The organism is Pseudomonas sp. OTU750018 (assembly GCF_011636575.1).
In the GTDB taxonomy this organism is placed as follows: Bacteria; Pseudomonadota; Gammaproteobacteria; order Pseudomonadales; family Pseudomonadaceae; genus Aquipseudomonas; species Aquipseudomonas peli.
Genome location: NZ_JAAPAU010000002.1, coordinates 98,644 through 123,827, shown reverse-complemented (window position 1 = coordinate 123,827; position 25,184 = coordinate 98,644). Strand labels below are relative to the sequence as shown.

The 25,184-nt window shown below is 59.3% G+C and carries 22 protein-coding genes; 9 read left to right on the top strand and 13 right to left on the bottom strand.

Annotated features, from left to right (window positions below; all coding sequences use genetic code 11):
* Positions 1-20: 20 nt before the first annotated feature.
* Positions 21-413, bottom strand: a complete 393-nt coding sequence (locus HCI85_RS09445) for a hypothetical protein (RefSeq protein WP_167144494.1) — start codon at positions 411-413, stop codon at positions 21-23.
* A gap of 211 nt (positions 414-624) precedes the next feature.
* Between HCI85_RS09445 and HCI85_RS09440 the strand changes: the two genes are divergently transcribed.
* The 4 genes from HCI85_RS09440 to HCI85_RS09425 all read left to right on the top strand — a co-directional run bounded on the left by HCI85_RS09440 (position 625) and on the right by HCI85_RS09425 (position 4,370).
* Positions 625-942 carry a transcriptional regulator gene (locus HCI85_RS09440; protein WP_167144492.1) on the top strand — a complete coding sequence of 106 codons (318 nt, stop codon included), beginning with the start codon at positions 625-627 and terminating at the stop codon, positions 940-942.
* Between the two features lie 447 nt (positions 943-1,389).
* Positions 1,390-2,673 (top strand): CmpA/NrtA family ABC transporter substrate-binding protein, encoded by a 1,284-nt coding sequence (locus HCI85_RS09435; RefSeq protein ID WP_167144490.1) that lies wholly within the window; start codon positions 1,390-1,392, stop codon positions 2,671-2,673.
* 14 nt (positions 2,674-2,687) lie between these two features.
* A complete protein-coding gene (gene ntrB, locus HCI85_RS09430; protein ID WP_090255889.1) occupies positions 2,688-3,539 on the top strand; it encodes a nitrate ABC transporter permease in 852 nt (283 codons plus the stop codon).
* A 39-nt stretch (positions 3,540-3,578) separates the two neighbouring features.
* A complete protein-coding gene (locus HCI85_RS09425; RefSeq protein ID WP_167144488.1) occupies positions 3,579-4,370 on the top strand; it encodes an ABC transporter ATP-binding protein in 792 nt (263 codons plus the stop codon).
* On the opposite strand, the gene HCI85_RS09420 is transcribed toward HCI85_RS09425, so the two are convergent.
* Positions 4,367-5,239 (bottom strand): alpha/beta hydrolase, encoded by an 873-nt coding sequence (locus HCI85_RS09420; protein ID WP_167144486.1) that lies wholly within the window; start codon positions 5,237-5,239, stop codon positions 4,367-4,369. The genes HCI85_RS09425 and HCI85_RS09420 overlap by 4 nt on opposite strands.
* A 153-nt stretch (positions 5,240-5,392) precedes the next feature.
* Here HCI85_RS09420 and HCI85_RS09415 point away from each other — a divergent pair, with 153 nt between their 5' ends.
* The 4 genes from HCI85_RS09415 to cobA all read left to right on the top strand — a co-directional run bounded on the left by HCI85_RS09415 (position 5,393) and on the right by cobA (position 10,849).
* Complete coding sequence (locus HCI85_RS09415; RefSeq protein ID WP_167144484.1) at positions 5,393-5,839, top strand: thioesterase family protein; 447 nt, start codon at positions 5,393-5,395, stop codon at positions 5,837-5,839.
* Positions 5,840-6,700: 861 nt separating this feature from the next.
* On the top strand, positions 6,701-7,912 hold the full coding sequence (locus HCI85_RS09410; RefSeq protein ID WP_167144482.1) for a nitrate/nitrite transporter: 1,212 nt from the start codon (positions 6,701-6,703) through the stop codon (positions 7,910-7,912).
* A 98-nt stretch (positions 7,913-8,010) separates the two neighbouring features.
* Positions 8,011-9,678 (top strand): bifunctional protein-serine/threonine kinase/phosphatase, encoded by a 1,668-nt coding sequence (locus HCI85_RS09405; protein WP_167144480.1) that lies wholly within the window; start codon positions 8,011-8,013, stop codon positions 9,676-9,678.
* A 433-nt stretch (positions 9,679-10,111) separates the two neighbouring features.
* Positions 10,112-10,849, top strand: coding sequence for a uroporphyrinogen-III C-methyltransferase (cobA, locus tag HCI85_RS09400; RefSeq protein ID WP_167144478.1), 738 nt, complete (start codon positions 10,112-10,114; stop codon positions 10,847-10,849).
* Positions 10,850-10,980: 131 nt separating this feature from the next.
* Here the strand turns inward: cobA and HCI85_RS09395 are convergent, their stop codons facing one another.
* The 8 genes from HCI85_RS09395 to ppsA form a co-directional block, all read right to left on the bottom strand.
* Positions 10,981-11,946 carry an OmpA family protein gene (locus HCI85_RS09395; RefSeq protein WP_090255896.1) on the bottom strand — a complete coding sequence of 322 codons (966 nt, stop codon included), beginning with the start codon at positions 11,944-11,946 and terminating at the stop codon, positions 10,981-10,983.
* Positions 11,947-12,045: 99 nt separating this feature from the next.
* Complete coding sequence (gene sigX / locus HCI85_RS09390; RefSeq protein WP_090255897.1) at positions 12,046-12,645, bottom strand: RNA polymerase sigma factor SigX; 600 nt, start codon at positions 12,643-12,645, stop codon at positions 12,046-12,048.
* A gap of 88 nt (positions 12,646-12,733) precedes the next feature.
* Entirely contained in the window at positions 12,734-13,549 is an 816-nt protein-coding gene (locus tag HCI85_RS09385; RefSeq protein ID WP_090255898.1) for a mechanosensitive ion channel family protein, read from the bottom strand.
* A 2-nt stretch (positions 13,550-13,551) separates the two neighbouring features.
* Positions 13,552-13,797, bottom strand: coding sequence for a CrfX protein (locus tag HCI85_RS09380; RefSeq protein ID WP_090255899.1), 246 nt, complete (start codon positions 13,795-13,797; stop codon positions 13,552-13,554).
* A 54-nt stretch (positions 13,798-13,851) separates the two neighbouring features.
* The gene (locus HCI85_RS09375; protein ID WP_160088482.1) at positions 13,852-14,847 is read right to left on the bottom strand and encodes a zinc transporter ZntB; all 996 of its coding nucleotides are present in this window, start codon (positions 14,845-14,847) and stop codon (positions 13,852-13,854) included.
* Positions 14,848-14,867: 20 nt separating this feature from the next.
* Complete coding sequence (rraA, locus tag HCI85_RS09370) at positions 14,868-15,356, bottom strand: ribonuclease E activity regulator RraA (RefSeq protein ID WP_090255901.1); 489 nt, start codon at positions 15,354-15,356, stop codon at positions 14,868-14,870.
* 158 nt (positions 15,357-15,514) lie between these two features.
* Positions 15,515-16,522 (bottom strand): alpha/beta fold hydrolase, encoded by a 1,008-nt coding sequence (locus HCI85_RS09365; RefSeq protein ID WP_167144476.1) that lies wholly within the window; start codon positions 16,520-16,522, stop codon positions 15,515-15,517.
* Positions 16,523-16,664: 142 nt separating this feature from the next.
* Complete coding sequence (gene ppsA / locus HCI85_RS09360; RefSeq protein WP_090255903.1) at positions 16,665-19,040, bottom strand: phosphoenolpyruvate synthase; 2,376 nt, start codon at positions 19,038-19,040, stop codon at positions 16,665-16,667.
* Between the two features lie 180 nt (positions 19,041-19,220).
* Between ppsA and ppsR the strand changes: the two genes are divergently transcribed.
* Positions 19,221-20,039 carry a posphoenolpyruvate synthetase regulatory kinase/phosphorylase PpsR gene (gene ppsR, locus HCI85_RS09355; RefSeq protein ID WP_090255935.1) on the top strand — a complete coding sequence of 273 codons (819 nt, stop codon included), beginning with the start codon at positions 19,221-19,223 and terminating at the stop codon, positions 20,037-20,039.
* Positions 20,040-20,106: 67 nt separating this feature from the next.
* Here ppsR and prpF read toward each other — a convergent pair whose 3' ends face one another.
* The 3 genes from prpF to prpC form a co-directional block, all read right to left on the bottom strand.
* Entirely contained in the window at positions 20,107-21,294 is a 1,188-nt protein-coding gene (gene prpF / locus HCI85_RS09350; RefSeq protein ID WP_167144474.1) for a 2-methylaconitate cis-trans isomerase PrpF, read from the bottom strand.
* A gap of 102 nt (positions 21,295-21,396) precedes the next feature.
* Positions 21,397-24,006, bottom strand: a complete 2,610-nt coding sequence (gene acnD, locus HCI85_RS09345; RefSeq protein ID WP_167145711.1) for a Fe/S-dependent 2-methylisocitrate dehydratase AcnD — start codon at positions 24,004-24,006, stop codon at positions 21,397-21,399.
* An 11-nt stretch (positions 24,007-24,017) separates the two neighbouring features.
* Positions 24,018-25,178, bottom strand: a complete 1,161-nt coding sequence (gene prpC / locus HCI85_RS09340; RefSeq protein WP_167144472.1) for a bifunctional 2-methylcitrate synthase/citrate synthase — start codon at positions 25,176-25,178, stop codon at positions 24,018-24,020.
* Between the last annotated feature and the right edge of the window lie 6 nt (positions 25,179-25,184).

Sequence of the window (25,184 nt, the reverse complement as noted above, 5' to 3'; positions counted from 1 at the left end):
TTAGGGTGCCCTCTTTCGTCTCAACCGGAGTAATCCAGTACCGTCCAAACCCGGGTAAGGCCATCGGTAATGACGCAGCCGCTCTGCCCGAGTTGATTGTTGCTGTGCAGCGACATCAGGTTGGTCATGCCATCCGCCGCATCCGAGCGTTCGCTCAGCCACTGCACACGGCCGCAATTGGCCGTTTCGATCACATAACTGGCAGCAACTGCAGAGCTCTCGCTCGGCAGCCTGATCACATCCACCACCGTACCTTGCTCTTCCACGCGTTTGCCGTCAGATACCAGCACCGCCCAGGCCTGCCCGTTCTCGATCACCAGGTAGGTGCCATTGGCCCTCGGTTGATCAAGCTGCGGTTGCGCACAACCGGCCAAAAGACCCAACAGCACAATTGTCATCAGCATCTGTTGCATTGTTAGTGACTCCTCTGCAGTGCCTGTGGCCATTGGCTTTGCGGGCAGATGGCGCGAGTGATCGAGTAGGTGCCGGTTAGGGCCTTGGGCTTACTATTATCGAATACTGTTTATTTGTACAGTATTTTTCGATTACCCTTGGTCATGCCATCCAGCCAACCATGTCGCCCGGCAGATCGGGCCCATACAAGGCGTTAACAGGAGTACCCAGATGCTCGACGTACTGCAGCTGAAACACAGCGTAAACCGCATGCCCCTGGAAAAAGTCCGGACCACCGTCAATGAATTGCAGCTTGAAGGCATCGTTACCGAGGGCAAGACACCGTTTTCCCGGGTGCACTTCAACACCTGTTTTGCCGAGATCGAAGCCTTGCTGCAGCGCGCCGGCTATCACCGCCAGCTGGATGTGGTCGGCTATCAGGGATTGGCCTATGCCATGTTCGACCCCTCGCGCTGGGAGGCGGTGGAGGTGCTGCGCTGGCTCAAGGAGTTTGTTGAGGAAGCTCAGGGCAAATCGCTGTCCCGCTAAGGCTATGACACGCGATCAACACCAGCGCGCGTCAAGCACCAAGGCGAAGCAAAAGCGCTTGGCAGCGGCTTGACCATGCACAGCATTGGCTCAATAAGCCGGCTGGCAGCGCTGCTGATCTGCGGCATGGCGCACTGCTACGGCAAGGAAACTCTGCTCTAGCCAACATTCAATACTGCGCTTAAGCCTATGATTTATAGCGTTTAAGCTTGCCAACCTAAGGCCCGCTCGAGCCATTCTCAGAGCACGCAGGCGGTTGTTCGCCGCCGTGCCCCAGTAAAACTGGCAAGCCCCTTGCAATTGTCCTCACAAGATTCCTGCGCAGCCCACCAACGGCGGTGAGCCGCGGATCACGGACAACGGCGTCCGTCAGGTCCCCTCCTTGAGGTGGCCTGGCGTACGCCGTTTTTTGTTTCAGCCGTTTTATCGGCCAGAAAGGACAGACCTATGACTGATCGTGATTCGAAGAACCCAAGCCTGCACAGCCGCCGTAATTTCCTGAAAACCTCGATTGCCGTCGCCGGCACCGTCGGCGGTGTCGCCGCCCTTGGTCTTAGCGCACCCGCCTCGCTGCGTAGCGTAGCTTGGGCCGCCGGTTCCGATGCGCCAGAAAAGGCTGCGCTGAAAGTCGGCTTTATCCCGTTGACCGACTGCGCTTCGGTAGTGGTTGCCGCTACCCAGGGCTTTGGCGAGAAATACGGCCTGACCATCACCCCGAGCAAGGAAGCCTCCTGGGCTGGAGTGCGTGACAAGCTGAATACTGGCGAACTGGATGCCGCCCACGTGCTGTACGGCATGATGTACGGCGCACAACTGGGTATCGCCGGGCCGCAGAAGGATATGGCCGTACTGATGGGTCTGAACCAGAACGGCCAGGCCATCACCCTCTCCAAGCAGCTCAAGGAAGCCGGCGTCACCAACGGTGCGCAACTGGCCGAGCATGTAAAAAAAGGCGGCAACCCGCTGACCTTCGCCCAGACCTTCCCCACCGGCACCCACGCCATGTGGCTGTATTACTGGCTGGCGAGCCTGGGCATCAACCCGATGAGCGATGTGAAAACCATCGTCGTGCCGCCACCACAGATGGTCGCCAATATGCGCGTCGGCAATATGGACGGCTTCTGCGTCGGCGAGCCCTGGGGCGCGCGGGCGATTGCCGACAAGATTGGCTTCACCGCCGTCACGACTCAGCAGATCTGGCCGGATCATCCGGAAAAAGTCCTCGGCACCACCCGCGCCTTTATCGAGCAATACCCCAACGCGGCCCGCGCACTGATCATGGCGGTGCTGGACGCCAGCCAGTTTATCGAGGCCAGCGAGGAAAACCGCAAGAGCACGGCCAAGCTGATTTCCGGCAAAGCCTACGTCAATGCGCCGGTCAAGGTGATCGAGCCGCGCTTCCTCAGCCACTACGAGGACGGCCTGGGCAACAGCTGGAAAGACGACCACGCCATGGCCTTCTGCAAAAACGGCACGGTGAACTTCCCGTACCACTCCGACGGTATGTGGTTTATGACCCAGTTCAAGCGCTGGGGCTTGATCAAGGAGGACCCGAACTACGCCGCCGTCGCCGCCGGGGTCAACCAGGTTGCGCTGTACAAGGAAGCCGCCAGTGCGCTGAACATCCCCGTGCCGGCCAGCTCGTTGCGCAGCAGCACGCTGATCGACGGCAACGTGTGGAATGGCTCCGACCCGGCCGCCTACGCCAACTCCTTTGCGATTAAAGCCTGATTGGGAGGTTCGTGATGAACGCACCACTGAAAACCCCATTGCCGTTAGCTGCGCCGACCCGCAAAGCGCCACGCCTGGTGCTGCCAGGCGTAGCGGCGCTGACCAGCCTGCTCAAGGCGGTTGTGCCGCCATTGCTCGGCATCCTGCTGTTTATCGGCGTGTGGGCGCTGATTGCGACAAAGAGCGAGGGCCTGCCTGGCCCGGTCAGTACCTGGGCGGCGGCGCTGGAGCTGTTTGCCAACCCCTTCTATGACAACGGCCCGAATGACATGGGCATCGGTTGGAACATCCTGCATTCGCTGGGCCGCGTCGGTATCGGCTTTGGTCTGGCAGCGCTGGTGGGCATCCCGCTGGGCTTTGCCATCGGCCGCTTTGCCTTTCTCGCCGGCATGCTCTCGCCGATCATCAGCCTGCTGCGCCCGGTTTCGCCCCTGGCCTGGCTGCCCATCGGCCTGCTGGTGTTCGAAGCGGCTGGCCCGGCGTCGATCTGGGTAATTTTCATTAGCTCAATCTGGCCGATCATCCTCAACACCGCCGCTGGTGTGGCCAGCGTGCCGCAGGATTACCTGAACGTGGCGCGCGTGCTCAAGCTGTCCGAGTTCAAGGTGCTCACGCGCATCCTGTTCCCCGCCGTACTGCCGCACCTGATGACCGGCATCCGTCTGGCCATTGGCGTGGCCTGGCTGGTGATAGTCGCCGCCGAGATGCTCACCGGCGGCACGGGCCTGGGCTTCTGGGTGTGGGATGAGTGGAACAACCTCAACGTCGAACACATTCTGATCGCCATCATCATCGTCGGCCTGGTCGGCCTGGCCCTGGAGCAGCTGTTGCTGTTGCTGGCCAAACGTTTCGACTACGCCAGTTAAAGCAGGCCAGCTAAAGCAGACACGCTAAGGAGCCGCAACATGGATAAATTCGTGGAGCTGACCCAGGTCGGCAAGCATTTCGATACCAAGAAAGGTCGTTTCCAGGCCCTTACAGAAGTCAATCTGAGCATTGCCAAGGGTGAGTTCGTCACCCTAATCGGCCACTCGGGTTGCGGTAAATCCACCGTGCTCAATCTGATCGCCGGCCTGCTCGAGGCCAGCGAAGGTGGCCTGATCTGCAACGGCCGCGAGATCGACGGCCCTGGCCCAGAGCGCGGCGTGGTGTTCCAGAACCACAGCCTGCTGCCCTGGATGACCTGCTATGGCAACGTCTACCTGGCGGTGGAAAAGGTCTTCGCAGGCAAGGAGAGCAAGGCCCAGCTCAAGGAGCGCACCGAAGCGGCGCTGGCCATGGTTGGCCTGAGCCACGCCACCTACAAACATCCCAATGAAATCTCCGGCGGCATGAAACAGCGCGTCGGCATCGCCCGCGCCCTGGCCATGCAGCCCAAGGTGCTGTTGATGGACGAACCCTTCGGCGCGCTGGATGCCCTGACCCGCGCGCACCTGCAGGACGAACTGCTGCGCATCGTCGGCGAAACCCACAGCACGGTGGTGATGGTCACCCATGATGTCGACGAAGCCGTGCTGCTGTCTGATCGCATTGTGATGATGACCAATGGCCCGGCTGCGACTGTGGGCGATATCGTCAAGGTCGAGCTGGCGCGCCCGCGCGATCGCCTGGCTCTGGCCAATGACCCGCACTATCACGCCTACCGCACCGCCGTGCTGGAGTTTCTCTACCAGCGCCAGCAGCGCCCGGCGGCCTAGGGCGAAGGCGTCGCACCGATGCGCTGGAAGAAGGTTTCCACTGCATCGGTGTAGGCACCCGGCACGCCTAATTGCGCATTGATCTCGCCGTGCGACAACGCCTGTGGCAATACCGTCATCTGCATATCAAAGGCGCGGCCTCGCTCGGCAAATCCCTGCGCCTGGAGGCACGCCTCTTTGCGTTTACTGGAGCAGACGGCCAGCATTGGCGCGCCTGCTTGCTGCAAACGCCGCACGGGCGATACGGCACGCCAATAGGCCGGGTCCTGGCCAAACGCCTTGTCATACAGGCGGTAGTGCCTGTCGCGCATAATGCGTTCAACATCAAACGCAGCACTGTCGAGTGCCACAGTGCCCAACCAGGGTTGTACAGCATAAGCCTGGCCAATCTCAGGAGCGGCACTGAGCAGGCTGACCAAATGCGCACCTGCCGAATGCCCCAGCAGCACCACGCGCTGCGGGTCACCACCCCAGGCTGTTGCATGTTGCTGGACGTAGCTCAGCGCCTGGGCAATATCCTCGGCCTGCTGCAGGGGGGTGGCATCCGGTAATAAGCGATAGTTGGTCGACACAAACAGGTATCCCTGGGGCAACCAACGCGCCATCTTGTTCTCTACGACCCGGTCCATACGCTTATCGCCTTTATCCCAGGCACCGCCATGCACCATCAGCAATATGGGCGCCGAGCGCGCATTGAGTGGACGATAAACGTCCAGGCGCTGGCGCTCATGCTGACCGTATGGCAGATCTGCCAACAGTTCAGCACCAAGCTGCGCGGCACTTTTGGCACTGCGTCGATCACTCATGGCATCGCGCAGCCCCTGCGCCTGCACATCCCCCAGTAACAGCAGCGCCAGCAGTCCACCCATGCTCAATTGCCTGAAGTTCATACGCGCTTAACTCCGCACCTGAAGATGATGGGCCGATCATCACCGTTTTACCTGCAACGCGCATCAGCGGCTGCCCGACAGATGCGAACGGGGTTAACATTCGCCACCTTTTACTGACGACCGGATGCTGGCATGGCCCGCCTGACCCTTGAGTTCCCCGAAGACCAGTTCTGCTACAGCACCCACCTGACCGTGCGGGTGACCGATATCAACGCGGCCAACCACTTGGGCAACGATTCGATGATCTCGATGATTTCCGAGGCGCGGGCACGTTTTCTCTTCGAGTTCGGCATCGAGGAAACCCAGGAAGACGGCACAGGCATCATCGTCACGGACCTCGCCACCACCTACCGCGCCGAGGCTCACGCCCGTGATCAGTTGCTGTTCGAGGTTGGCGTGATGGATTTCAACACTTATGGTGGCGACATTACTTTCCGCATCACCCGCCCCGCCGACAACACGCTGGTGGCCATGGCCAAGTCCGGGTTTGTGTTCTTCAACTACAAACTGGGCAAAGTGGTTCAGATGCCGGCGACCTTCAGCGACAAATTCAGCAAGGTCAACTGGCTGAGCAAGTAACCTGGGCTTATCGGCATAAATCGGGTGATTACCGTCCTGATCACGCTTGATCGCAGCAAAGCTGCCGGATTGAGCATTAATTGCTCAACTATCTAGCGGCCGCCGTGACAGCTGGCACATCCTCTGCTACGCCTTAGGCATAACAACAAAAGCAGGGGAATTGCTATGCCAACCACGCGCAGCCATGTCCGCCACGCCGGGCTTTTGAGCAACCTACTCGCTATGGCCCTCCTCACCCTTCCCTTACCGACCCAGGCTGCACATGCAGCCGCCTACGCCACACCCGGTGAGTCACGCTGCAGCATGCTAACGCCTACCAGCTGACGCACTCGCCACAAGGCCGATTGAGGCCTGCCTTAGAAAGCCTGGCTTGTCGGAACCGGGAAAAAATTCTGCGCCCTATTCAAGGGCATGCCTTCCGCCAGCGCCTCCTTTTGCAGCACAGTCGCAGCTATCCAACAGCTGAAAGCCCCGTAAATCCATGGATTGCCCGGTTGGCGCAGCTCTTGCTAAAGACCTGTTACCGGTAGCCAATGGCGGCTGCTCAACAAACGACAAAGACGTCGCATAAACCTCGCCCTAGAGCGCTCGGTTTATGCGGCGTTTTGCGTTTTACGCCCCAGCGTTTGGGGCTGGCACCTGCCCTGCGATCCAGGACTTGCGCTAGTAACTCTCTCAACCCAGCTGTGGCGGAGGGTCTATTGATGTTTCGCCGCGAGCCGCGTCGAAACGTCAACAGACCCTGTTCCTCAGGGTGGCGTACCACAAGTACACCACCTCCCCGATGGGGTGCGGCCGCCGTGTCCACGACCATGGCGTAGCGCCCCCACCGGGACCCTTTTTTGCCGAATGAGGTTTTCGATGAATACAAGTTTCTGGAAATCCGGCCACACCCCAACCTTGTTCGCCGCGTTTCTGTATTTCGACCTGAGCTTTATGGTCTGGTACGTGCTCGGCCCACTGGCTGTGCAGATCGCCACCGCTCTCGACCTGACCGCGCAACAGCGCGGTCTGATGGTCGCCACGCCGATTCTCGCCGGTGCCGTGCTGCGTTTGCTGATGGGCTTTCTCGCGGATCGCCTATCACCCAAAACCGCCGGCCTGATTGGTCAGGTGATTGTCATCGTGGCGCTGTTCTGCGCCTGGCAGATCGGCATCAGCAGCTATGAACATGCCTTGTTATTAGGTCTGTTCCTCGGTTTTGCGGGCGCGGCTTTTGCCGTAGCCCTGCCGCTGGCCTCGCAATGGTATCCACCGCAGCACCAGGGCAAGGCCATGGGCATTGCCGGTGCGGGTAACTCCGGCACCGTACTGGCTGCACTGTTTGCCCCGGGCTTGGCCGCACTATTCGGTTGGCAGAACGTATTCGGCTGGGCACTGATCCCGCTACTGGCAACCCTGCTGATCTTCGCCCTGGTTGCCAAAAATGCTCCGGAGCGCCCCAAGCCAAAAGCCCTGGCCGATTACCTGAAAGCTCTGGGTGACCGCGACAGCTGGTGGTTTATGTTTTTCTACAGCGTGACCTTCGGCGGCTTTATCGGCCTGGCCAGCGCCCTGCCCGGTTATTTCAACGACCAGTACGGCCTGAACCCGGTGACCGCCGGTTACTACACCGCCGCCTGCGTCTGTGCCGGCAGCCTGTTGCGCCCCCTCGGCGGCGCACTGGCCGACCGTATCGGCGGCATCCGCACCTTGCTGATGATGTACACCCTGGCGTCCTTGAGCATTGCCGCTGTGGGTTTCAATCTGCAAAGTTCGACCGCAGCGCTGGCCCTGTTCGTCACAGCCATGCTCGGCCTTGGCGCAGGTAACGGCGCAGTGTTCCAACTGGTGCCGCAGCGCTTTCGCAAAGAAATCGGCGCAATGACCGGGCTGATCGGAATGGCCGGCGGCATCGGCGGCTTCCTCCTCGCCGCCGGCCTGGGCACCATCAAGCAGCAGACCGGTGATTACCAGCTCGGCTTATGGCTGTTCGCCAGCCTCGGCGTGCTCGCCTGGTTCGGCCTCTATAGAGTCAAGCTGCGCTGGCGCACAACCTGGGGCAGCGCCGCAGTGACCGCCGCTCGGGTGTAATAACAAAAATGCAGGGTGGATGACGCTCGGTTCATCCACCCTGTAGCCATTCATTATTACCTCAGCGTTTCTTCAGTCGCCTCTCCAGGAACCTCTGCATGGCCTTGCAACTGACCTTCGGCGAAGCCAGCGCCACTGGCCCGCGTAGCGAAAATCAGGACGCCATTCGCGTGGTCACCCCGGCTCCGGCCCTGGCGGCCAGCAAGGGCTACCTGTTCGCCCTCGCCGATGGCGTTAGCCAATGCGCCGACGGCGGCCTGGCGGCGCGCGCCACTCTGCAGGCCTTGGCCCTGGATTACTACTCCACCCCGGAAACCTGGGCGGTAACCCAGTCGCTGGACCGTGTGCTGGTCGCGCACAACCGCTGGCTGCAAGCCAATAGCGGCGGTCAGCCGCTGCTCACCACCTTGAGCGCACTGATCCTGCGCGGCCGGCGTTTTACCCTGGCGCACGTCGGTGATTGCCGGGCCTACCGCTGGCTGAACGGCACGCTTGAGCGCCTCAGCGAAGACCATGTGTGGGAACAACCCGGCATGCAGCATGTGCTCAAGCGCGCCATGGGTCTGGACCAGCACCTGGTAATGGATTATCTGGATGGCGAGCTGCGTCAGGGCGAATGTTTCGTGTTGGTCAGCGACGGTATCTGGGCCACCCTGGGCGACGCGGGCATTCAACGCATCCTCCATGATGAGCAAGATCTGTCCGCCGCCAGCCGTGCGCTGGTCAATGCCTCGCACCTGGCCGGCAGCCAGGATAACGCGAGCGCCCTGTTGCTGCGTGTCGAGGCATTGCCGCAAAGTGATTTGGCCGACACCCTGGCGCAACTGCAGCACTGGCCGCTACCGGCCAAACTGCGTGAAGGGCAGAACTTCGAAGGCTGGCAGGTCGAGCGACTGCTGGCCGAATCGCGCCAATCGATGGTGTATCGAGTGCGTGATGCTCAGGCACGGCGCTGGCTGCTGAAAACCCTGCCGCCCAGCCGTAGCGATGAGCCGCAAGCCGGCCATGCACTATTACTTGAAGAATGGTTTGTGCGCCGCGTGACCGGGCGCTTCTTCGCGGAAGTGCACTCGCTGCCGCAGCGTCAGCATCTGTATTACGTGCAGCGCGAATATGCCGGGCAAACCCTGGCCGAACACCTGCGCCTGAGCGGCCCATTGGGGCTACCGGAATGGCTAGACATCGCCCCACAGCTGATTAAAGCCCTGGGCATGCTGCATCGGCGCAACATCCTGCACCGCGATATCAAGCCGGAAAACCTGCTGTGGGGCGATGACGGCGAGCTGCGCGTACTGGATTTCGGCCTGGCTTACTGCCCCGGCCTGACCCGCGATGAAGCCTGCGAGCTGCCCGGCACGCCCAGTTATATCGCGCCGGAAGCCTTTACCGGCGTCGCCCCCAGCCCGCAGCAGGATCTCTACAGCGCAGGCGTGGCGCTGTATTTTCTGCTTACCGGGCATTACCCCTATGGTGAAATTGAAGCCTTCCAGCATCCACGCTTCGGCCAGCCGACTCCAGCCAGTCGCTATCGTCCGGATATACCCAGCTGGGTCGATGACAGCCTCAACCGAGCCCTGAGTGCCGAACCGAAAAAGCGCTATGAAACCGCCGAGGAATGGCTGCTCAACCTGGAGCAGGCGGAACGAAAATCCCTCAGCAGCCGACCACGGCCACTGCTGGAACGTGAACCGCTGCTGGTCTGGCGAGGCGTGGCCTTGTTTTCCCTGCTGCTGAATCTGCTCCTACTGATCGGGCTACTGCATTAAAGCCGCCACTTGCGCACCAATACTGCGCAAAGCGCCTTTAAATGGTGCGTAAACCCTCAAAAAACAGCTGTAACTTGCTGATAAGCCTTGAAAATACGCACCATACAAGTTGGCACAGGGTCTGCATTGGTAATTGGACAATTTAATAAAGCGCGGCCTCAACGAAGAAGGTTGCACTTCCCGATAGAACGGGACTTGGACAAAGGCGTCCTCGCTAGGTGACTAGCGGGACGCCTTTTTTGTGGCCAGCGATTCATGGCAGCCACCCTACGGGCCGTCGCGGGGCGACGTCAAAAATTGCTCCCGGCAATTTTTTGTTTTGCGTGAGTTTTATTAAGCAGATTGATGGCCCCCTAAATGACTGTTGCAACACGGCTGCTGCGTAGCCAAATCAAACCATTGCTGGTGATGCACACGGGCTGAGGAGATCAAAATGAGCGCAAAAGTCTGGCTGGTAGGCGCAGGCCCCGGTGACCCGGAGCTGCTGACCCTCAAGGCGGTTAAAGCCCTGAACCAGGCCGAGATCGTGATGATTGATGACCTGGTTAATCCCGCCGTACTGGAGCACTGCATCAACGCGCGGATCATGCCGGTGGGCAAGCGCGGCGGTTGCCGCTCTACGCCACAGGCGTTTATCCATCGCCTGATGCTGCGTTATGCCCGCCAGGGTAAATGCGTGGTGCGCCTGAAAGGCGGCGACCCCTGCATCTTTGGCCGTGGCAGCGAAGAAGCCGACTGGCTGAGCGAGCACGGCATCGAAGTGGAAATGGTCAACGGCATCACCGCAGGTCTGGCCGGAGCAACCAACTGCGGCATCCCTCTGACACTGCGCGGCGTAGCGCGCGGAGTCACCCTGGTTACCGCGCACACCCAGGATGACAGCAGTCTCAACTGGTCCGCTCTGGCTCAGAGCGGCACAACCCTGGTGGTGTATATGGGCGTGGCCAAACTGGCAGAAATTCGCGAGAGCCTGCTGGCGGGCGGCATGCGCGCCGACATGCCCGTAGCCTTGATCGAGAATGCCTCACTGCCACACCAGCGCGAGTGCCGCAGCAGCCTCGCGGCCATGCAACAAGCCGCCCACGACTTCAAATTGAAAAGCCCGGCCATTCTGGTGATTGGTGAGGTGGCCGCTCAACCGAACATACAGCTCACAGCTATAAGCGCCTAACCGCTTCGCGAAATTCCCCTTGCCTGCCACCAGCGAGCTTTTTACATGGGTTTTTCTTTATGGGCCGCCATGGATTGCGGGCCATAAAGAAAAACCCGGCCGAAGCCGGGTTTTCTATACAGCCAGATCGATTACTGCTTGATCTGAGCTTCTACTTCAGCTTCTACGCGGCGGTTAACAGCGCGGCCAGCGTCGGTAGCGTTGTCAGCAACCGGACGAGCTTCACCGTAGCCAGCAGCATTAACGCGAGCAGCATCTACACCGTACTGGTTAACCAGCACGTCACGAACAGCGCTTGCACGACGCTCGGACAGGTTCTGGTTGTAGGCATCGCTGCCTTTGGAGTCAGTGTGACCTTCAACCACGGTGGTGGTCTGTGGGTACTGCTTCATGAAGTCAGCCAGGTTCTTGATGTCGCCGTAGCTTTCTTCTTTAACGCTGGCTTTGTCGAAGTCGAACTTAACGTCCAGTTCAACGCGAACCAGTTCCATCGGCTCTTCAACAGCAACTGGCTCTGGAGTCGGCTCAACAGCAGCAACGGCAACTGGAGCTGGCTTGCTGCCACCACCGAAGTTCATGCCGATACCGACGCTTGGTGCCCACTCGGTGTCGCCTTGGTCGATGTTGTACTGAGCTTCAACGCCAGCACGGGCGTAGAAGTTGTCAGTGAAGTAGTACTTGGCGCCGCCGCCGATGTTGGCGAAGGTGGAGCCGTTACGACCATTGCGACCGGACTGACCGATGCTCTGATCCGAGAAACCTGCAGAAACGTAAGGACGCAGTGCGTCGCCAGCGTTGTTGAAGTGGTACAGAGCATCCAGAGCGGTGTTCGAGCCCTTGATGTTGCGGCCGTCTTCGCCACGAGCGTTGTGCACTTCGTCGTAGGCCAGACGCAGTTCAACGTCGTCAGTCAGGTAGTAGCCGATGCTGCCGCCGAACAGGTTGCCGTTGTTTTTGAAGTCACGGGCGCTGTCGAAGATTTCCTTCTTGGCAAAACCCTCCACTTCGACAGCGCCTTGACCCTGAGCCAGAACGCTGAGGGAGGATGTGGCCAACAACGAGCCAATGACAACGCCTAAAGTGTTTTTCAATTTCATTACTAATGTTCCCTATCTTGGTGGTCAGTAAGTTGTCTGACAAACACAAGACAACTCAGCCGGCAATTCTACCAGAATTAACCGTTAGCTATGACGGCTTTATTCAAGATAAGTTTCAGCGCTGTCCGAAAATTTATCGCGCAGCCGGTCAAGTGCACGCTTATAACGCATTTTCGTGGCGCTTAGGCCCATGTGCATAATGTCGGCAATCTCCTGGAACTCAAGTTCTGCGACAAAACGTAGCACCAGGATTTCCCGATCAATGGGATTAACATGCACCAGCCAACGATCAAGACCGCCTTTATCCTCAGGCTTTGGCGCTTTTTCTTCGGATGCTTCTTCAAGCGGGTCCAAACTTAAGGCGTCAATAAGGCGACGTTTACGTCGCTCCTTGCGATATTGAGTAATACATTCGTTGTAAGTAATGCTGTACAACCAGGTTTTGAACTTCGATTTGCCCTCAAAGTTCTTCAGGCCATATAAGACCTTGAGCATGACCTCCTGACAAACATCGTCAGCATCACGGTCATTGCCTAAATAACGCGCGCAGACATTGAATAACGTGCGCTGGTAACGACGCATCAGTTCTTCGTATGCACGGGTTATGTGAAACAACTCGTCGTGGGCACGCGCCACCAACTCTTCGTCCGAGAGTTCGCGGGGGTCATAACGCAGAGACGCAGAGTGGGCTTTATTCAAAACGAGTCGGGCCGACAGTCAGGACAAAAGCCAGCGCAGCCTGTAAATCAGGCTGCGGATTGGCCGCATACAATAACAGGGATTAGCCTTAGCGGCTGCTTACCTGCTGCTCGAGCAAGGTGCGGTTAGCCACAGAAACCAGTTCGCCGGCTTCCGTCAGCAACGTGGTTTTGACCGTACCGATTTCCTCGATCTGCCCTTCGACCTCACCTACCTGCACTTGTTGCCCAACCTCATACAACTCACGCACATAAATACCGGCCAGAATCTGGCTGGCAATGTCGCGACTGCCCAGGCCCAGCGCCAGCGCGACCGCTAGGCCGACCGAGATCAGCACGATGGCGATCACGTTGTTGAGCAGATCGGTTTTCACTTCCAGCTGACCAATCGCCACCGAAATGCTGATGATGATCACCAGCCCCTGAGCCACGCGGCCCAGGCCACTTGCATAGTCCAACCCGACGCCTTCTGCGGCACCGCGCACCAGGCCGCTGACCAGCTGCGCCAGCAACACGCCCGCGAGCAGCACCAGAGCTGCACCGAAGACTTTTGGCAGGTACAAAGCCAGTACATCAAGGGTCGCAGAAACTCGCTCCAGGCCCAGCGACTCGGCGGCGGTCACCAGGAAGATCAACAACACGAACCAGTAGACGATCTTGCCGATCAGGGTCGACACCGGCACCTGAATGCCGGCACGGCTCAACAACTTGGTCAGGCCAGTGCCAGCCATCAGGCGATCCAGGCCGATCTTGCCGAGCAATTTCGACAGCAGCGTGTCAAGGAACTTGGCGACGACAAAACCCAGCAGTACCACCACCATGGCGCCAAATAGACGCGGGATAAAGGCGGCAATCGGGGACCAAACGCTGGCCATCGCATCAACCAGAACTTGAGTAAATTCCATGCTCAGTCAGCCTTATTAACAGTTGAATCGGTGGTTTTACGACGCGAGACCGGCGCCACATGCGCCGAGCCGTTGTTCAGGGCCAGCATCAATGCGCCGGCCCAGTGTCCCATCAGGGCAAACAGATCACCCGCACCGACTTGGCGGTTGGCGGTTTTCAGCACGCGATGCAGACAGGCGTCATCGTCGTGACTCGAGGTGGGCGACTTGAGCAAATCGCGCAGTGATTCTTCAAAGGGATCGTGCATGGCGCACCTCACAGGATGTGTCGGCTAGACGAGACGAGTACAGAGCAAGTCACATCAGATCCAACGCAGGCGACGAAAAAGCAGCCACTGCACCAGCGCCACGGCGGCCATCAGCGAACACGCCAGCAGAAAGCCATGGGGGCTTTCGGAACCCGGAATACCGCCGACATTGATACCGAGAAGGCCGGTAAGAAAACTCATTGGCAAGAAAATCCCGGTGATAATGCCGAAGCGGTACATGGTGTGGTTCATCCGCTCATCCATACGCCGATTTTCCGCCTCAAGCAGCAGGTTGACCCGCTCACGGCTCAACTCCAGCTCTTCAAGGTAGCGCGTCAGACGGTTATTCAGCTCGTTCCAGTAGCTGCTATCGGCACCGACCAGCCAGGCCTGAGCACTGGCCGTGAGCTGCCCGTAGATATCCCGCTGTGGCGACAGAAAACGTCGCAAGCTGGCGGCGCGCCGGCGGATTTGCAGCAGCGCGGCATGATCAGGGGCCTGACTCTCCAGCGCATCGGCGCGCTCTTCCTGGTCGTCGACCTGCTCTGACAACTCGCCGACCAGCAGCTCGATCTTGTCGGTCAGGTAATGCGCCAGGCGCAAAATCAGCTCAGCCGAGGTTTTAGGCCCTCGCCCCGCCAGCAAATCCTCGATCAAGGCTTCTGTTGCGTGCAAAGGCCGCAAGCGCAGGGAGATAGCGCGCTGCGCATCGGCAAAAATGCGCACCGAGACCATGTCTTCAGGCTCAGCCCCTGGATTGAGGTTCAGGCCACGCAGGAACAACAACAGTTGCTGCTCAGGCAACGCCAGCAGACGCGGGCGAGTGTTCTCTTCCAGCAGCAGGTCGCAGGCAAAAGCGCTCAGACCACTTTCTGCACGCAACCAAGTCTGCGTCTGCGGATGACTGCGATCCCAATGCAGCCAGAGGCTTTCCTGCTCGCTTAGGACGAGGCCGTGCAGCTCTTGCCGGGCAATGCTGCGGGCACCGCCGTGACCATTAAGGACAAAAGCGTGCACCAGGCCCCATTGCGCGTTGTCACCTTCGTGCATGACGGTTTCCTGCAAGCGCCCTACTCCGGCATCTGCAGTGCAGAGGGCGAGATGATCACGCCATTATTGTCGGCGTAGATAAACTCGCCCGGACGGAAGGTCACGCCGCCGAAAGTCACCGCGACATTAAGGTCACCGATGCCACGCTTGTCGGTTTTCATCGGGTGACTGGCCAGGGCCTGAATGCCTAGATCGGTCTGCGCCAACACATCAACATCACGCACGCAGCCGTACACCACAATCCCTTCCCAACCGTTCTTCGCGGCTTTTTCGGCGAGCATATCGCCCAGCAGCGCGCGACGCATGGAGGCACCGCCATCCACCACCAACACTTTGCCTTTGCCCGGCAGGTCGACCTGCTCTTTGACCAGCGAGTTGTCCTCGAAGCACTTGACGGTGACGATCTCGCCACCGAAGGAATCACGGCCACCGAAGTTGCTGAACATCGGCTCAACCACCTGGACCAGCTCCGGGTAGGCGTCACAAAGATCGGGAGTGATGTAATGCATGGCAAAGCTCCTTGGATGTTGTAGGTCTGCTGACAGAGCAATCACGCCCTGCTGTGCAGCATTGAGCCACAGACGGGTGCACAACGGGCAAACGCCACACGCCCCATCTGTATCGATTCACGCTTTCAGTAAAAGGCCGGACACCGGCCAGCGCCTGCCTATTCAGGCGAAACCTCGTTGTTACGCGCTAACTCGGCTTGCGCCAGCTCAGCAGCGACCTGCGGACTCTTGCGCAGCCACTGTTCGACCAACGGCCAGACCTCAAGTTGCGCTTCTTTACTAACCAGCATCTCAACATGGCCGAAATCACCGCTGAAACCATGCTTCTTACCTAGACAGAGAAACTCACTCAAGGGCGATCCAAATTGCTTGAGCAGTTTTTGACACGCCCAGACCGGGTCTTGATGATCACCCAGCGCGGCCACGGCCATTATCGGAACACGCACCTCGGCCAGCCCCGCCCACCAATCGCGGTCAGCATCACCAAAGCGGCCGAACAGGCCGTGCCAGCGCAAACTTTCGACTGCAAGACCTATCGGCTCATCCTCCGGACCACGCTTGAGCCGTGACCCGGAAATCACCGAGAACCGTTTGAGTAGCAAGCGGCTCCCCCACTCCAGCGGCGGCAGTTTCAGCGGCCAGTAAACGCGGCTGATCTGGCTGCCAAACAGGACGCTGGAAGCGATTTTATCTTCACTCAGATACTGCCCACCGAGTGCGCCGGCCAGAATAATCCCCCCAAGGGAATGGCCTAACCAGTGAGCCTTCTGCGGATTCTGCTCATGCACAAAATCAGCAATTGCCGGCAGATCGTAGCGCACGTAGTCACTGACTGTGTTGCGCGAATAGTCACGATTGCGCGGCGACAGGCCATGACCACGCATTTCGGCAATCCATACATCAAAACCGGCGCGCGCCAAGTAAGGCCCCAAGCCAATGCATTTGGGGGAATACCAGAAGCGCCGGTTGGAAAAACTGCCGGGAATCAGAATCACCGGCACGCCACGTACCTGTTCATGACCAGCACGACCAAGACGAGTCAGAGCCAGCTCGACACTGCTGTCCGGACTGTTACCGGGTTTGAGGCGATAGACATCCTCGCTCAAATCGCCCCGAAACTCTGCACTGATCAAGGTGACGGGGAAAAGCTCACTGCTGCTTTGCATCTATCTTCGCTCTGGTACAACCAATTGCCGGGAGCAATTCTTTCACGTCGCAAGCGACGGCCCGGAGGGGGTAAGCACAGGATGTGCTGGCACAAAAAAGGGCAGGATCAACCCGCCCTTGAACAGAGATTTAAACGCGCTATCAGGCCGGCGCTTGACCTTCAGCCAGGAAGAACCAGGTATCAAGTACCGAATCCGGGTTCAGCGATACGCTTTCGATGCCCTGTTCCATCAGCCAGCGCGCCAGATCCGGGTGATCCGAAGGACCCTGACCGCAGATGCCGATGTACTTGCCAGCCTTGTTACAGGCCTGGATGGCATTGCTCAGCAGCTTCTTCACGGCCGGATTACGCTCATCGAACAGGTGCGCGACGATGCCCGAGTCACGGTCCAGACCTAGGGTCAGCTGGGTCAGGTCGTTAGAACCGATGGAGAAACCGTCGAAGAACTCGAGGAACTCTTCAGCCAGAATCGCATTGGACGGCAACTCGCACATCATGATGACCTTCAGGCCATCCTGACCACGGGCCAGACCGTTGGCGGCCAGAAGGTCGACCACCTGACTGGCTTCACCCAGGGTACGCACGAACGGCACCATGATCTCGACGTTGGTAAGGCCCATCTCGTTGCGCACTTTCTTCAGTGCACGGCACTCCAGCTCAAAGCAGTCGCGGAACGATTCGCTGATGTAACGCGAAGCGCCACGGAAACCGAGCATCGGGTTCTCTTCTTCCGGCTCGTAAAGTTTGCCGCCGATCAGGTTTGCGTATTCGTTGGACTTGAAGTCCGACAGACGCACGATGACCTTCTTCGGCCAGAACGCAGCAGCCAGGGTGCTGATGCCCTCAACCAGCTTCTCAACGTAGAAATTGACCGGATCATCGTAACCGGCGATGCGTTTCTCGACGCTGTCTTTGATCTCCGGCGGCAAGCCAGCGAAGTTCAGCAGCGCTTTCGGGTGCACGCCAATCATGCGGTTAATGATGAATTCCAGACGCGCCAAGCCAACGCCTTCATTCGGCAGCTGAGCGAAGTCAAATGCGCGGTCGGGGTTACCGACGTTCATCATGATCTTGAATGGCAGCTCGGGCATGGCGTCGACCGAATTCTTGCGAATATCGAAGCCCAGCTCGCCCTCGAAGATAAAGCCGGTGTCGCCTTCGGCGCAGGAAACCGTCACACCCATGCCATCTTTCAGCACCTGGGTGGCGTTGCCGCAACCGACCACGGCTGGAATACCCAACTCACGGGCGATGATCGCAGCATGGCAGGTACGGCCGCCACGGTTGGTGACGATAGCGCTAGCGCGCTTCATCACAGGCTCCCAATCCGGGTCGGTCATGTCGGAGACCAGCACGTCGCCGGGCTGGACTTTGTCCATCTCGGACACGTCATGGATGACCCGCACGCGGCCCGCACCGATCTTCTGACCGATCGCGCGACCTTCCACCAGCACAGTGCCGGTTTCCTTGAGCAGGTAGCGTTCCATAACATTGACGTTGGTGCGGCTTTTCACCGTTTCAGGGCGCGCCTGGACGATGTACAGCTTGCCGTCATCACCGTCTTTGGCCCATTCGATGTCCATCGGGCGGCCGTAGTGCTTTTCGATGATCATCGCCTGCTTGGCCAGCTCGCTGACCTCAGCATCAGTCAGGCAGAAACGCGCACGTTCGGCACGGTCCACATCGACCACCTTGACCGATTTACCGGCCTTGGCTTCGTCGCCGTAGATCATCTTGATGGCTTTGCTGCCCAGGTTGCGGCGCAGAATTGCCGGACGGCCAGCTTCCAGCGTTTGCTTGTGCACGTAGAACTCGTCAGGGTTGACCGCACCCTGCACAACAGTTTCGCCGAGGCCGTAGGCGCCGGTGATAAACACCACGTCGCGGAAACCGGATTCAGTATCGAGGGTGAACATCACGCCGGCGGTGCCGGTTTCCGAACGCACCATGCGCTGCACGCCAGCAGACAGAGCGACCAGTTTGTGGTCGAAGCCCTGATGCACGCGGTAGGCAATAGCGCGGTCGTTGAACAGCGAGGCGAATACTTCTTTGGCAGCGCGGATCACGTTGTCCACACCGCGAATGTTCAGGAAGGTTTCCTGCTGACCAGCAAACGAGGCATCTGGCAGGTCTTCGGCGGTGGCCGAGGAGCGCACGGCAACGGCCATATTGTCGTTACCACCGGCCATTTCGGCGAAGGCGGTGCGGATCTGGGCGTTCAACTCTTCGGGGAAAGCAGCGTCCATCACCCACTGACGGATCTGCGCACCGGTTTTGGCCAGCGCGTTGACGTCATCAACATCAAGGGCATCGAGGGCAGCATGAATCTGATCGTTCAGACCGCTCAGTTCAAGAAAGTCCCGGTAGGCCTGGGCTGTAGTGGCGAAACCACCAGGCACCGAAACTCCGGCACCGGCAAGGTTGCTGATCATCTCGCCCAGGGAGGCGTTCTTGCCCCCTACGTGCTCAACATCGTGATTGCCGAGCTTGTCGAGGGAAACTACGTACTCTACCAAGGTGATCTCTCCACTAAGGTGTTGGAAAAGCTCAAGGGGCTGGGGAAGCTCGGCGGCATACATGCCGGCACGATTGTGGCCTGGCCCTGGAAAATAAGTAACAATGCAGGCCGGATCGGCCCTGCAAAGGCGGGCCTATGATAGCCAAGATTCGTCCTCAGCTTAAGGCCCATGGTGCAAATGAAACGAACCGCTTTTTTCATCTCCGATGGCACCGGTATCACTGCCGAAACCCTGGGCCAAAGTCTGCTGGCACAGTTTGAAACCATCGACTTTACCAAGCTCACGCGCCCCTACATCGACAGCGTGGAAAAAGCGCGCGCAATGGTACAACAAATCAATAGCGCCGCCGAGAAAGACGGCTCTCGCCCGATCATCTTCGACACCATCGTCAACCAGGACATTCGCGACATCCTGGCAGAGTCCGAAGGGTTCATGATCGATATTTTCGCAAGTTTCCTTGCGCCGCTCGAACAAGAACTGACTTCTCACTCCTCGTACTCGGTCGGCAAATCGCACTCCATTGGCCATAACTCGAATTACATGGAGCGCATTGAGGCAGTCAACTTCGCCCTCGACAACGACGACGGTGCGCGCACCCACTACTACGACAAGGCCGACCTGATCCTGGTAGGCGTTTCGCGCTGTGGTAAAACGCCTACCTGCCTGTATATGGCCATGCAATACGGCATTCGTGCCGCCAATTACCCACTGACCGAAGACGACATGGAGAGCCTACAGCTGCCAGCCGTGCTGAAAAAGCACAAGGACAAGCTGTTCGGCCTGACCATCGACCCGGACCGCCTCACCGCCATTCGCCATGAACGCAAACCCAACAGCCGCTACGCCAGTTTCGCTCAGTGCGAGTTTGAAGTGCGCGAAGTAGAAAACCTGTTCCGCCGCGAGAACATCAACTTTATCAACTCTACCTATTTCTCCGTGGAAGAGATCTCCGCGAAGATCTTGGTGGAAAAAGGTGTTGAGCGCCGCCTCAAGTAACTCGCACAACTCATTGAAGCTAAGAGAAAAGGCTCGAACTCTTCGAGCCTTTTCTCATTTATAAACGCTACAAAACATCGCCCGGCACACGCACCCAACCTTCCATCAAGATTCGTGCACTGCGACTCATGATCGCCTTGGTTACCGTCCACTGACCGTCGACCAGCGCCGCCTGTGCACCCACGCGCAAGGTGCCGGATGGATGACCAAAACGTACGGCTTCGCGCGCACTGCCGCCCGCTGCCAGATTGACCAAGGTGCCGGGAATTGCCGCTGCGGTGCCGATGGCCACCGCGCAGGTACCCATCATGGCGTGATGCAGCTTGCCCATAGACAGCGCACGCACCAGCAGATCGATCTCGCCCGCAGGCACCGTTTTGCCACTGGAAGACAGGTAATCCTTTGGTTTAGCAACAAAGGCGATTTTCGGCGTGTGCTGGCGGGTAGCTGCTTCTTCCGCCGTTTTGATCAGCCCCATGCGCAACGCCCCCGCCACACGGATCTTTTCGAAACGCGCCAGCTGCTCAGGGTCACCGTTGATCTGCTCGCGCAACTCAGTGCCCTGATAGCCAATATCTTCGGCGTTTACGAACACGGTCGGAATGCCCGCAGTGATCATGGTTGCCTTGAAGGTGCCAACTCCTGGCACGTCCAGGTCGTCCACCAGGTTGCCGGTGGGGAACATCGAGCCACCCTCATCACCGTCATCGGACGGATCAAGGAACTCCAGCACGATCTCGGCCGCCGGGAATGTCACCCCGTCCAACTCAAAGTCACCGGTTTCCTGCACCTGACCATTGCTGACCGGAACATGGGCGATGATGGTTTTCTGGATATTCGCCTGCCAGATCCGCACCACGCACACGCCGTTTTCCGGAATACGCGCAGGGTCAAGCAGACCGGCATGAATGGCAAAAGCCCCGGCACCGGTAGACAGGTTGCCGCAGTTGCCGCTCCAGTCGACGAAGGGTTTATCGATCGAAACCTGACCATAGAGGTAGTCAACGTCGTGATCCGGTTGACTGCTTTTCGACAGGATCACGCACTTGGAGGTCGAGGACGTTGCGCCGCCCATGCCGTCGATCTGCGCCGCATAAGGATCGGGGCTGCCGATCACCCGCATAAACAGCTTGTCGCGCGCGGCGCCCGGCACCTGGCAGTTTTGCGGCAGGTCCTGCAGGCGGAAGAACACGCCCTTACTGGTGCCGCCACGCATATAGGTGGCGGGAATTCTAATCTGGGAGAGATGAGCCATGGTTTGGTCCTGGCTGAAAAGTGAAATTGCCGTAGGGTGGACCACGCTTCACCGTCGGTGCGTGAAAGCGGTGGATGGAAAAGCGCCATCCACCCCACGGAATCAGGCGACGGCGCCTTCGAGGAAGTCCTGAGCAAAACGCTGCAGAACGCCACCGGCCTTGTACACATGCACTTCGGCTGCAGTGTCCAAACGACAGGTCACTGGCACCTTGACCACTTCACCATTGCGGCGATTGACCACTAGGGTCAGGTCGCAGCGTGGCGACACATCGCCCTGGATGTCGTAGGTCTCAGTGCCGTCGAGGCCGAGGGTCAGGCGGGTTGTACCCGGCTTAAACTCGACCGGCAGCACGCCCATGCCCACCAGGTTGGTGCGGTGAATACGCTCGAACCCTTCGGCCGCGATCACTTCCACGCCTGCCAAGCGCACGCCCTTGGCCGCCCAGTCACGCGAGCTACCCTGGCCGTAGTCAGCACCGGCGACGATGATCAGGTTCTGCTTGCGATTCATGTAGGTTTCGATCGCTTCCCACATGCGCATCACCTTGCCTTCCGGCTCAACGCGGGCCAGCGAACCCTTCTTCACCACACCGTCAACCACGGCCATTTCGTTGACCAACTGCGGGTTGGCAAAGGTGGCGCGCTGCGCGGTCAGGTGGTCACCGCGATGGGTGGCATAGGAGTTGAAGTCCTCCTCTGGCAAGCCCATTTTGTGCAGGTACTCACCGGCGGCCGAATCCAGCAGGATGGCGTTGGAAGGCGACAGGTGATCGGTGGTGATGTTGTCCGGCAGGATCGCCAGCGGCAGCATGCCTTTGAGCGTGCGCTCACCGGCCAGTGCGCCTTCCCAGTAAGGCGGGCGACGGATATAGGTGCTCATCGGACGCCAGTCGTACAGCGGGCTTTCGGCTTCGGTGACAGTGCCCAAATCGAACATCGGGATATAAATCTGCCGGAACTGCTCAGGCTTCACCGAGGAGGCGACGATGGCATCGATCTCTTCGTCGCTCGGCCACAGGTCCTTGAGGGTGATCGGGTTGCCGTTCTGGTCATGACCGAGCACATCCTGCTCAATGTCAAAACGCACGGTGCCGGCAATGGCGTAGGCCACTACCAGCGGCGGCGAAGCCAGGAACGCCTGCTTGGCATACGGGTGGATGCGCCCGTCAAAGTTGCGATTACCGGAGAGCACTGCGGTGGCGTAGAGGTCGCGGTCGATGATTTCCTGCTGGATCACTGGATCCAGCGCGCCGGACATGCCGTTACAGGTGGTGCAGGCGTAGGCGACGATGCCAAAACCCAACTGTTCCAGCTCGCTCAGCAGGCCAGCCTCTTCTAGGTACAACTTGGCGACTTTCGAACCCGGCGCGAAGGACGTCTTGACCCACGGCTTGCGCAGCAATCCCAGCTGGTTGGCTTTTTTCGCCAGCAGGCCGGCCGCCACCACGTTGCGCGGGTTGGAGGTGTTGGTGCAGCTGGTGATGGCGGCGATGATCACGGCGCCATCCGGCATCAGGCCTTCATCCTCCTCCAGCTTGCCAGCGGCCAACTTGGCCTCGTCGGCAATGCCGCGCTCGTGCAGCGCCGAGGTCGGCAGGCGCTTGTGCGGGTTACTCGGGCCGGCCATGTTGCGCACCACGGTCGACAGGTCGAAGCTCAGCACGCGCTCGTATTCAGCACTGACCAGCGCATCGGCCCACAGGCCGGTGGTCTTGGCGTAGTGCTCGACCAGCGTCACCTGCTCCGGTTCACGCCCGGTAAGCTTGAGATAGTCGATGGTCTGCTGATCGATATAGAACATCGCCGCCGTTGCGCCGTACTCCGGGCACATATTGGAGATGGTTGCACGGTCACCGATGGACAGGCTGTCTGCGCCCTCGCCGAAGAACTCGACCCAGGCCCCAACCACGCGCTCCTTGCGCAGAAACTCGGTCAGCGCTAGGACGATATCGGTGGCGGTAATCCCAGGCTGACGCTTGCCGGTCAATTTAACGCCGACGATATCGGGCAAGCGCATCATCGACGGCAGGCCGAGCATCACGGTCTCGGCTTCCAGGCCGCCGACACCGATGGCGATCACGCCCAATGCATCGACGTGCGGAGTGTGCGAGTCGGTGCCAACGCAGGTATCCGGAAACGCAATACCGCCACGCGCCTGAATCACCGGGCTCATTTTCTCCAGGTTGATCTGGTGCATGATGCCGTTACCGGCCGGGATCACGTCGACGTTCTTGAATGCGGTCTTGGTCCACTCGATAAAGTGGAAGCGGTCCTCGTTGCGGCGCTCTTCCACGGCGCGGTTCTTCTCGAACGCATCCGGATCAAAGCCAGCGAATTCCACAGCCAGGGAGTGGTCAACGATCAGTTGGGTCGGCACCACCGGGTTGACCTTGGCTGGGTCCCCGCCTTGCTCGGCGATGGCATCACGCAGGCCAGCCAGGTCGACCAAAGCGGTCTGGCCGAGAATGTCGTGGCACACTACCCGCGCCGGGTACCAGGGAAAATCCAGGTCCTGCTTGCGCTCGATTAGCTGCTTGAGCGCATCAGTCAGCGCTGCGGGTTCGCAGCGGCGTACCAGTTGCTCGGCCAGCACGCGGCTGGTGTAGGGCAGTTTGGCGTAGGCACCTGGGGTGATGGCATCGACCGCCTCACGGGTGTCGAAGTAATCCAGCACTGTGCCAGCCAGCGGTTTGCGGTATTGAGTGTTCACTGGGCTGCTCATTATTTGCGGTCCTTGAGCGGCACAAACTTCAGGTCCTCAGGACCTGTGTAGTTGGCGCTCGGACGAATGATCTTGCCGTCGATGCGTTGCTCGATCACATGGCTGGACCAGCCGGAGGTGCGCGCGATCACGAACAACGGGGTAAACATGGCGGTGGGCACGCCCATCATGTGGTAACTGACGGCGCTGAACCAATCGAGGTTGGGGAACATCTTCTTGATATCCCACATGATGGTTTCCAGACGCTCGGCGATGTCATACATCTTCATATTGCCCTGCTCAGCCGACAGCTCGCGGGCCACTTCCTTGATCACCTTATTGCGCGGGTCCGCCACGGTGTAAACCGGGTGGCCAAAGCCGATCACCACTTCCTTCTTTTCGACCCGCGCACGGATATCGGCCTCGGCCTCGTCCGGGGTGTCGTAGCGCTTCTGCACCTCGAAGGCCACTTCGTTGGCACCGCCATGTTTCGGACCACGCAGCGCGCCGATACCGCCGGCGATGCAGCTGTACATATCCGAGCCCGTACCGGCGATCACTCGCGAGGTGAAAGTCGACGCATTGAACTCGTGCTCGGCATACAGGTTGAGCGAGGTGTGCATGGCGCGCACCCAGGATTCACGAGGCTTCTCGCCATGCAGCAGGTGAAGGAAATGCCCGCCGATGGAGTCGTCGTCGGTTTCCACCTCGATGCGCTTACCGTTGTGGCTGAAGTGGTACCAGTACAGCAGCGCGGAACCCAGCGAAGCCATCAGCTTGTCGGCAATGTCACGAGCGCCAGGGTGATTGTGGTCGTCCTTTTCTGGCGACACGCAACCCAGTACCGACACAGCCGTACGCATCACATCCATCGGATGAGCGGACGGCGGCAATTGTTCAAGCGCAACCTTCAATGCCGCCGGCAACCCGCGCAGGGCCTTGAGCTTGGCCTTGTAACCGGCCAGTTCGGCGGCATTGGGCAGCTTACCATGCACCAGCAGATGGGCGATTTCCTCGAACTCGCAGCGGTTGGCAAAGTCCAGCACGTCATAGCCACGGTAGTGCAGGTCATTACCGGTGCGACCCACGGTGCACAGGGCGGTGTTGCCGGCAGCAGTGCCAGAAAGAGCCACGGATTTCTTCGGCTTGAAGCCTGGGGTGGTTTCCGGGGTTGCGCTCATGCTTAT

What these genes read in the sequence shown, in the direction of transcription:
- HCI85_RS09415 (WP_167144484.1), top strand. Translation starts at nt 5,393, where the DNA reads ATGGCCCGCCTGACCCTTGAGTTCCCCGAAGACCAGTTCTGCTACAGC.
- HCI85_RS09375 (WP_160088482.1), bottom strand. Translation starts at nt 14,847, where the DNA reads ATGCACGAAGGTGACAACGCGCAATGGGGCCTGGTGCACGCTTTTGTC.
- HCI85_RS09445 (WP_167144494.1), bottom strand. Translation starts at nt 413, where the DNA reads ATGCAACAGATGCTGATGACAATTGTGCTGTTGGGTCTTTTGGCCGGT.
- ppsR (WP_090255935.1), top strand. Translation starts at nt 19,221, where the DNA reads ATGAAACGAACCGCTTTTTTCATCTCCGATGGCACCGGTATCACTGCC.
- prpC (WP_167144472.1), bottom strand. Translation starts at nt 25,178, where the DNA reads ATGAGCGCAACCCCGGAAACCACCCCAGGCTTCAAGCCGAAGAAATCC.
- prpF (WP_167144474.1), bottom strand. Translation starts at nt 21,294, where the DNA reads ATGGCTCATCTCTCCCAGATTAGAATTCCCGCCACCTATATGCGTGGC.
- HCI85_RS09365 (WP_167144476.1), bottom strand. Translation starts at nt 16,522, where the DNA reads ATGCAAAGCAGCAGTGAGCTTTTCCCCGTCACCTTGATCAGTGCAGAG.
- cobA (WP_167144478.1), top strand. Translation starts at nt 10,112, where the DNA reads ATGAGCGCAAAAGTCTGGCTGGTAGGCGCAGGCCCCGGTGACCCGGAG.
- HCI85_RS09395 (WP_090255896.1), bottom strand. Translation starts at nt 11,946, where the DNA reads ATGAAATTGAAAAACACTTTAGGCGTTGTCATTGGCTCGTTGTTGGCC.
- HCI85_RS09405 (WP_167144480.1), top strand. Translation starts at nt 8,011, where the DNA reads ATGGCCTTGCAACTGACCTTCGGCGAAGCCAGCGCCACTGGCCCGCGT.
- HCI85_RS09410 (WP_167144482.1), top strand. Translation starts at nt 6,701, where the DNA reads ATGAATACAAGTTTCTGGAAATCCGGCCACACCCCAACCTTGTTCGCC.
- rraA (WP_090255901.1), bottom strand. Translation starts at nt 15,356, where the DNA reads ATGCATTACATCACTCCCGATCTTTGTGACGCCTACCCGGAGCTGGTC.
- HCI85_RS09380 (WP_090255899.1), bottom strand. Translation starts at nt 13,797, where the DNA reads ATGCACGATCCCTTTGAAGAATCACTGCGCGATTTGCTCAAGTCGCCC.
- HCI85_RS09385 (WP_090255898.1), bottom strand. Translation starts at nt 13,549, where the DNA reads ATGGAATTTACTCAAGTTCTGGTTGATGCGATGGCCAGCGTTTGGTCC.
- HCI85_RS09420 (WP_167144486.1), bottom strand. Translation starts at nt 5,239, where the DNA reads ATGGGTGGACTGCTGGCGCTGCTGTTACTGGGGGATGTGCAGGCGCAG.
- HCI85_RS09425 (WP_167144488.1), top strand. Translation starts at nt 3,579, where the DNA reads ATGGATAAATTCGTGGAGCTGACCCAGGTCGGCAAGCATTTCGATACC.
- HCI85_RS09435 (WP_167144490.1), top strand. Translation starts at nt 1,390, where the DNA reads ATGACTGATCGTGATTCGAAGAACCCAAGCCTGCACAGCCGCCGTAAT.
- ntrB (WP_090255889.1), top strand. Translation starts at nt 2,688, where the DNA reads ATGAACGCACCACTGAAAACCCCATTGCCGTTAGCTGCGCCGACCCGC.
- HCI85_RS09440 (WP_167144492.1), top strand. Translation starts at nt 625, where the DNA reads ATGCTCGACGTACTGCAGCTGAAACACAGCGTAAACCGCATGCCCCTG.